General features: G+C 69.1%; 3 protein-coding genes and 1 pseudogene. All 4 read left to right on the forward strand.

Annotated elements, in window-relative coordinates; translation table 11 throughout:
* Positions 1-822 (forward strand): annotated as a pseudogene (locus DBR23_RS30565) (TolC family protein); the annotation flags it as partial.
* A gap of 110 nt (positions 823-932) precedes the next feature.
* Positions 933-2,147: an efflux RND transporter periplasmic adaptor subunit gene (locus tag DBR23_RS11675; RefSeq protein ID WP_108498354.1), complete on the forward strand. Its 1,215-nt coding sequence runs from the start codon at positions 933-935 to the stop codon at positions 2,145-2,147.
* Between the two features lie 12 nt (positions 2,148-2,159).
* On the forward strand, positions 2,160-5,294 hold the full coding sequence (locus DBR23_RS11680) for an efflux RND transporter permease subunit (RefSeq protein WP_108498350.1): 3,135 nt from the start codon (positions 2,160-2,162) through the stop codon (positions 5,292-5,294).
* 106 nt (positions 5,295-5,400) lie between these two features.
* Complete coding sequence (locus tag DBR23_RS11685) at positions 5,401-6,612, forward strand: HD-GYP domain-containing protein (RefSeq protein ID WP_108498355.1); 1,212 nt, start codon at positions 5,401-5,403, stop codon at positions 6,610-6,612.
* The last annotated feature ends 215 nt before the right edge of the window (positions 6,613-6,827 follow it).

The following is a 6,827-nucleotide window of genomic DNA, read 5'->3' on the forward strand; positions in this document are numbered from 1 at the left end:
CGCGCAGTCCCGTGGTGAAACGTCCCGCCTGTCCCAGCTCAGCGAACGTGCGGGCTTTACTGCGCCCGCCACGGCCGCACTGGCACGCGCCAGCGCCGCCGAGGCCCAGGCCCGCGCCTCGCAGCAACGCATGCAATGCGATGTGGAGGTCAAGGCCCTGGTGGCGCTCACCGGCTGGGAAGAACCCACGCTGCGCACCCGGCTGGCCCAGCCGGTGGCTGCGGCCCCGGACACTTTGTTTGCCGTGGACGCACTGCCCGCCCAGGTGCTGGCCCAGCGCCCCGACGTGTACAACGCCGAGCGCGAAGTGGCGGCCGCCAGCGCCGACGTCGCCAGCGCCCAGGCCCAGCGCTATCCACGTCTGACCCTCAGCGGCAGCGTGGGTGCAGCCCAGGTGCGCACGGGGGCGTGACCACGGACCTGAACACCTGGACCATCGGCCCGCTGGCGCTCAGCGTTCCCCTCTTTGACGGTGGCCGGCGTGCCGCGCAGACCGATGCAGCGCAGGCCCGCTACGACGAGGCCGCGTCGCAGTACCGCGCCAAGGTGCGCCAGGCCGTGAGCGAGGTCGAGCAAGCCCTGGTGCGCCTGCAAAGCACAGCCGAGCGCAGCGCGAGCGCGCGCACTGCCGCCGACGGCTACCGCGCATCGTTCGACGCGACCGAGGCGCGCTGGCGCGGCGGCCTGGCCAGCCTGGTGGAGCTGGAAGATGCCCGGCGCACAGCGCTGGCCGCCGAGAACGCGCTGGTCGCGCTGCAGCACGAGCGCCAGACCGCCTGGATTGCGCTGTACCGCGCCGCTGGCGGCGGATGGAAGCTATGAGACACCCCCTGAGGCGCTTTGCGCCTCGCCTGCGCATCGCCGGTTTCAAGCGCAGTGGACGACGCCCAACACCATGCACAGCTGATATGAATTTTTCAGGACAGATGCACATGCAACACTCCTCCTTCTCCTTCAAGTTTTCCCCCACCGCCTTCGCCGTGATTACCGCCTGCGTGCTGGCCACGGGCGGTGCGCTGGTTTTCTCGGGTGCATCGCGTGCAGCCGATGAACCCAAGGCGGGCCAGCCCCGACCTGCGCTCACCGTCAGCACGGCGCAACCGCAGCGCATGCAGGTGCCGCTGCGCCTGGCCGCCAATGGCAACATCGCGGCCTGGCAAGAGGCGAGCATTGGGGCCGAAAGCAACGGCCTGCGCCTGACCGACGTGCGTGTGAACGTGGGCGATGTGGTCAAGGCCGGGCAGGTGCTGGCCACCTTCTCGGCCGACACGGTGTTGGCCGATGTGGCCCAGAGCCGCGCCAGCCTGCTCGAAGCCCAGGCCAATGCGGCCGAGGCCGCCGCCAATGCCGATCGCGCCCGCTCGCTACAGGCCACGGGCGCACTCAGCCAGCAGCAGATCCAGCAGTTCACCACGGCCGAGCAAACCGCCAAGGCCCGCGTGGAGGCGTCCAAGGCCGCGCTGAACGCGCAGCAGCTGCGCCTCAAATACACCCAGGTGGTGGCGCCTGACAGTGGCATGATCTCGGCGCGCACCGCTACGGTCGGCGCGGTGGTGGGTGCCGGCACAGAGCTGTTCCGCATGGTGCGCAAGGGCCGCCTGGAGTGGCGCGCCGAGGTCACGTCCACCGAGCTGCGGCGCATCCAGCCCGGCGCCAAAGTCAGCGTCACCGCAGCAAGCGGCGCCGTGGCCGAGGGCACCGTGCGCATGGTCGCGCCCACGGTGGACCCGCAGACGCGCAATGCGCTGGTCTACGTGGATCTGCCCGCCAATGCGGACTTCCGAGCCGGGATGTTTGCGCGGGGCGACTTCGCGCTGGGCAGCAGCGACGCGCTCACCGTGCCGCAGGAGGCGCTGGTGGTGCGCGACGGGTTCTCGTACGTGTTTGTGGTGGGCGGCGACCAGCGCGTGCAGATGCGCAAGGTCCAGACCGGCCGCCGCGTGGCCGACCGGGTCGAGGTGCTGTCGGGCCTGGACGCCGGAGCCTCCGTCGCCGTGCGCGGTGCGGGCTTTTTGAACGATGGCGACCTCGTGCGCGTGGCAGCCCCTGCGGCGGCGCCAGCGGCGGGCAAGCAGTCCTCCAGCGGACATTTCATGCAAAAAGTGCCTGTAGCGCTAGTGGATCATGCGCTAGCAGCTATCAATTGAGGAGCATTCCAGATGAATGTATCCACCTGGTCCATCAAGAACCCCATACCGGCGCTGATGCTGTTTGTGCTGCTGACCTTCGGCGGCCTGCTGTCCTTCAACGCGATGAAGGTGCAGAACTTTCCCGACATCGACCTGCCCACGATCTCCGTCACGGTGGCGCTGCCCGGCGCCTCGCCCGCGCAGCTGGAGAACGACGTGGCGCGCAAGATCGAGAACAGCATCGCCACGCTGCAGGGCCTCAAGCACATCTACACCAAGGTGCAGGACGGCGGCGCCACCATCACCGCAGAGTTCCGGCTGGAGAAGCCCACGCAGGAGGCGCTGGACGACGTGCGCTCGGCCGTGGCCCGCGTGCGCGGCGACCTGCCGGGCGACGTGCGCGACCCCATCGTGACCAAGATGGACCTGGCCGCGCAGCCCGTTCTGGCCTTCACCATCGCGTCGGCCCGCATGGACGACGAGGCGTTGTCCTGGTTTGTGGACGACGCCGTGGCCAAGAAGCTGCTCACCGTGCGCGGCGTGGGCGCCGTCAACCGCGTGGGTGGCGTGCAGCGCGAGGTGCATGTGGCACTCGACCCGGTCAAGCTGCAGTCCCTGGGCGCCACGGCGGCCGATGTGTCGCGCCAGCTGCGGCTGGTGCAGACCGAGAGCGCTGGCGGCCGCACCGACCTGGGCGGCAGCGAGCAACCCGTGCGCACGCTGGCCACGGTGCAGTCGGCGCAAGAGCTGGCGGGCCTGACGCTGGCGCTGTCGGACGGCCGCCATGTGCGGCTAGACCAGGTGGCCACGGTGACGGACACCATCGCCGAGCCCCGCGCGCTGGCGCTGCTCAACGGCAAGCCGGTGGTGGGCTTTGAAGTGGCGCGCAGCAAAGGCGCGAGCGAAGTCGAGGTGGGCGCTGCCGTGCAGGCGGCCCTGCAGGAGATGCGCGCGCAGCACCCCGACCTGGAGATCACCGAGGCCTTCAACTTCGTGCAGCCGGTGCAGGAGGAATACGACGGCTCCATGCACCTGCTGTACGAGGGCGCGCTGCTGGCCGTGCTGGTGGTGTGGCTGTTCCTGCGCGATTGGCGCGCCACGTTTGTGTCGGCCGTGGCGCTGCCGCTGTCGGTGATCCCGGCGTTCATCGGCATGTACTGGCTGGGCTTCTCGATCAACGTGATCACGCTGCTGGCGCTGTCGCTCGTGGTGGGCATATTGGTGGACGACGCCATCGTGGAGGTGGAGAACATCGTGCGCCACCTGCGCATGGGCAAGACGCCCTACCAGGCGGCCATGGAGGCGGCCGACGAGATCGGGCTGGCCGTGATCGCCACCACCTTCACGCTGATCGCGGTGTTTTTGCCCACGGCGTTCATGAGCGGCATTGCGGGCAAGTTCTTCAAGCAGTTTGGCTGGACGGCGTCGCTCGCGGTGTTTGCCAGCCTGGTGGTGGCCCGCCTGCTCACGCCCATGATGGCGGCCTACATCCTGAAGCCGATCGTGGGCGACCACAAGGACCCACGCTGGATGACGGTGTACCTGCGCTGGGCCGTGTGGTGCATCAAGCACCGGTGGATGACCTTCATTGCCACGGCGGCGTTCTTCATCGGCTCGCTGGCGCTGATCCCGCTGCTGCCCACGGGCTTCATCCCGCCGGACGACAACTCGCAGACGCAGGTGTACCTGGAGCTGCCGCCCGGTGCCACGCTGGCGCAGACGCGTGCCGTGGCCGAAGACGCGCGCCAGCGCATCGCCCAGGTGGAGCATGTGCAGAGTGTGTACACCACCATCGGCGGCGGCTCGGCCGGCACCGACCCCTTCATGGGCGGCGCCAGCACCGAAACCCGCAAGGCCACGTTGACCATCTTGCTGTCCGAGCGCGGCGACCGGCCGCGCAAGCAGGGCATCGAGAACAAGATCCGCGCCGCGCTGGAGACGCTGCCTGGTGTGCGCAGCAAGGTGGGCCTGGGCGGATCGGGCGAGAAATACGTGCTGGTGCTCACGGGCGACGACCCGCAGGCGCTGACCACGGCCGCGTTGGCGGTCGAAAAGGACCTGCGCACCATCCCCGGCCTGGGCAGCATCTCGTCCACCGCCAGCCTCGTGCGCTCCGAAATTGCCGTGCGCCCCGACTTTGCCCGCGCCGCCGACCTGGGCGTGACCAGCAGCGCCATCGCTGAAACCCTGCGCATTGCCACGGTGGGTGACTACGACGTGTCGCTGCCCAAGCTCAACCTGGCTGCGCGCCAGGTGCCCATCGTCGTCAAGCTGCAGGACGATGCGCGCAAGGATCTGTCGCTGCTGGAACGCCTGCCCGTGCCCGGCGCCAAGGGCCCGGTGATGCTGGGCCAGGTGGCCTCGCTGGAGTTCAGCGGCGGCCCGGCCGTGGTGGACCGCTACGACCGCGCGCGCAATGTGAACTTCGAGATCGAACTCTCGGGCCAGCCGCTGGGCGACGTGACCAAGGCGGTGGAGGCGTTGCCTTCCATCCAGAACCTGCCGGCGGGCGTGCGCCAGATCACGATTGGCGACGCCGAAATGATGGGCGAGCTGTTTGCCAGCTTTGGCCTGGCCATGCTCACCGGCGTGCTGTGCATCTACATCGTGCTGGTGCTGCTGTTCAAGGACTTCCTGCACCCGGTGACCATCCTGGCGGCGCTGCCGCTGTCGCTGGGTGGCGCGTTTGTGGGGCTGCTGATTGCGCAAAAGAGCTTCTCGATGCCCTCGCTCATCGGGCTGATCATGCTCATGGGCATTGCCACCAAGAACTCCATCCTGCTGGTGGAGTACGCGATTCTGGCGCGGCGCGAGCATGGCATGACGCGCTTTGAGGCGCTGATCGACGCCTGCCACAAGCGCGCACGGCCGATCATCATGACCACGCTGGCCATGGGTGCGGGCATGTTGCCCATCGCCATTGGCCTGGGTGCGGCCGACGCGAGCTTTCGCTCGCCGATGGCGGTGGCGGTGATTGGCGGGCTCATCACCTCCACGCTGCTGAGCCTCTTGGTGATTCCGGCGGTGTTCACCGGGGTGGATGACCTGGGACAGGGGTTCGGGCGGCTGGCCCGCCGCCTGCGCGGGGGGCGCCATGCCCCGGGCGCACCGGCGGCCCCCGCAGCCCGGGCCACGGCACCCTCAGCGCCGCATTCCGCCCCCTGACGCCAGCACTTGGCGCGCCCCCCGGCGTGAGCCCAAAAAGCAGGGCAATCACGGGGGTTGCGCGGGCTTTGGCGGGGGGTAGCCGTCGGATAATGCAATGCGCACCATGAACCTCGTCAGCCTCAACATCGAATCCATCCAGCTGGGCCACCCCTTGCCTTTTGTGCTGAGGGGGGCCGATGGCGTGTTGCTGGCGCAAAAGGGCTATGTGATCCGCACCCGCGAAGAGCTGGCCAAGCTGGTCGAACGCGGGCGCGAGCTGTGTGTGGACACCGACGAATCCGGCGGCAGCCACCGCGCCTACCTGGCGCAGCTGCAGCGCATGCTGATCGCCGACACCAACCTGGGCGAGATCGCCGCCATGAAGATGACGGCCGGCGAGCAGGCCGCCGCAGCGGCCGCTGCGCGTTCGGGCAAAACCCTGCCCGACTGGCCCGAGCTGCAGTTGCGCGCCACGCAGCTGCTGCGCGCCCCGTCGCCCAGCGACTTTGGCGGTCGGTTTCAGGCCCTGCACGACGAGCTGGTGCGCCATTGCGAACAGACGCCCGACGCCACGCTGCTGGCACTGATCTATCTCTCGGCCCAGGAAACGCGCATGTACAGCGCCACGCATTCCATGCTGGTCAGCTGCGTGTGCATGGTGGTGGCCCGCGAGATGCTGCGCTGGCCCAGCGGCCGGGTGCAGCAATTGGGGCACGCAGCGCTGAGCATGAACATCGCCATGACCGAGCTGCAGGACCAGTTGGTGCTGCAGACCCAGCCCCTCACCGCGACCCAGATTGCCGCCGTGGAAGACCACGCGGCGCGGTCCGAGGCGCTGCTGCGCCACCTGGGCGTGGCCGACCCGGTGTGGCTGGAGGCCGTGCGCTGCCACCACCACCGCACGCCCGGGCCCCTGGCCAAAAAGACCGAAGCCCAGCAAATGGCCCGCCTGCTGCAGCGCGCCGACATTTTTGGCGCCCGCCTGGCCCCCCGCGCCGCACGGCTGCCCATGCCTGTCACTGCCGCCATGCAGGCCAGCTACTACGACGAAGAGCACCAAGTGGACGAGGCCGGCGCCGCCCTCGTCAAGACCCTGGGCGTCTATCCCCCCGGTGCCTTTGTGCGCCTGGCCAGCCGTGAAGTGGGCGTGGTCATCCGCCGGGGCACCACCGCCACCACCCCCCGCGTGGCCGTGGTGACCAACCGCGACGGCATGGCCACGGGCGAGCCCATTCCCCGCGATACGGGCATGCCGCCCTGGAAGGTCACCGGTGTGGTGGCTTTCAAGGACGTGCGGGTCAACCTGTCGCTGGACCGCCTGCTGCAGATGGTCTGACGCCTGGGAGGGCGCTGCAAGCCCCCCCGGTTCCACGCGCCGCCGCTGTCTGCGGCGGGCCACAGCTCCCCCTGATACCTGCATGAGGCGTTGCCCATGCGTGGCTCCTGCCGCCCGTCACTGGGGCTGAAGCTGTATCCACTCCTTTCCCTACCGCGCCATGGGACAGCGCCGGTGGTACTGCGCGGCCGCTTTTTGGCCCCCGCGTCCCGCTT

This window comes from Acidovorax sp. HMWF018 (assembly GCF_003061035.1).
GTDB classification, from domain to species: domain Bacteria; phylum Pseudomonadota; class Gammaproteobacteria; order Burkholderiales; family Burkholderiaceae_C; genus Acidovorax; species Acidovorax delafieldii.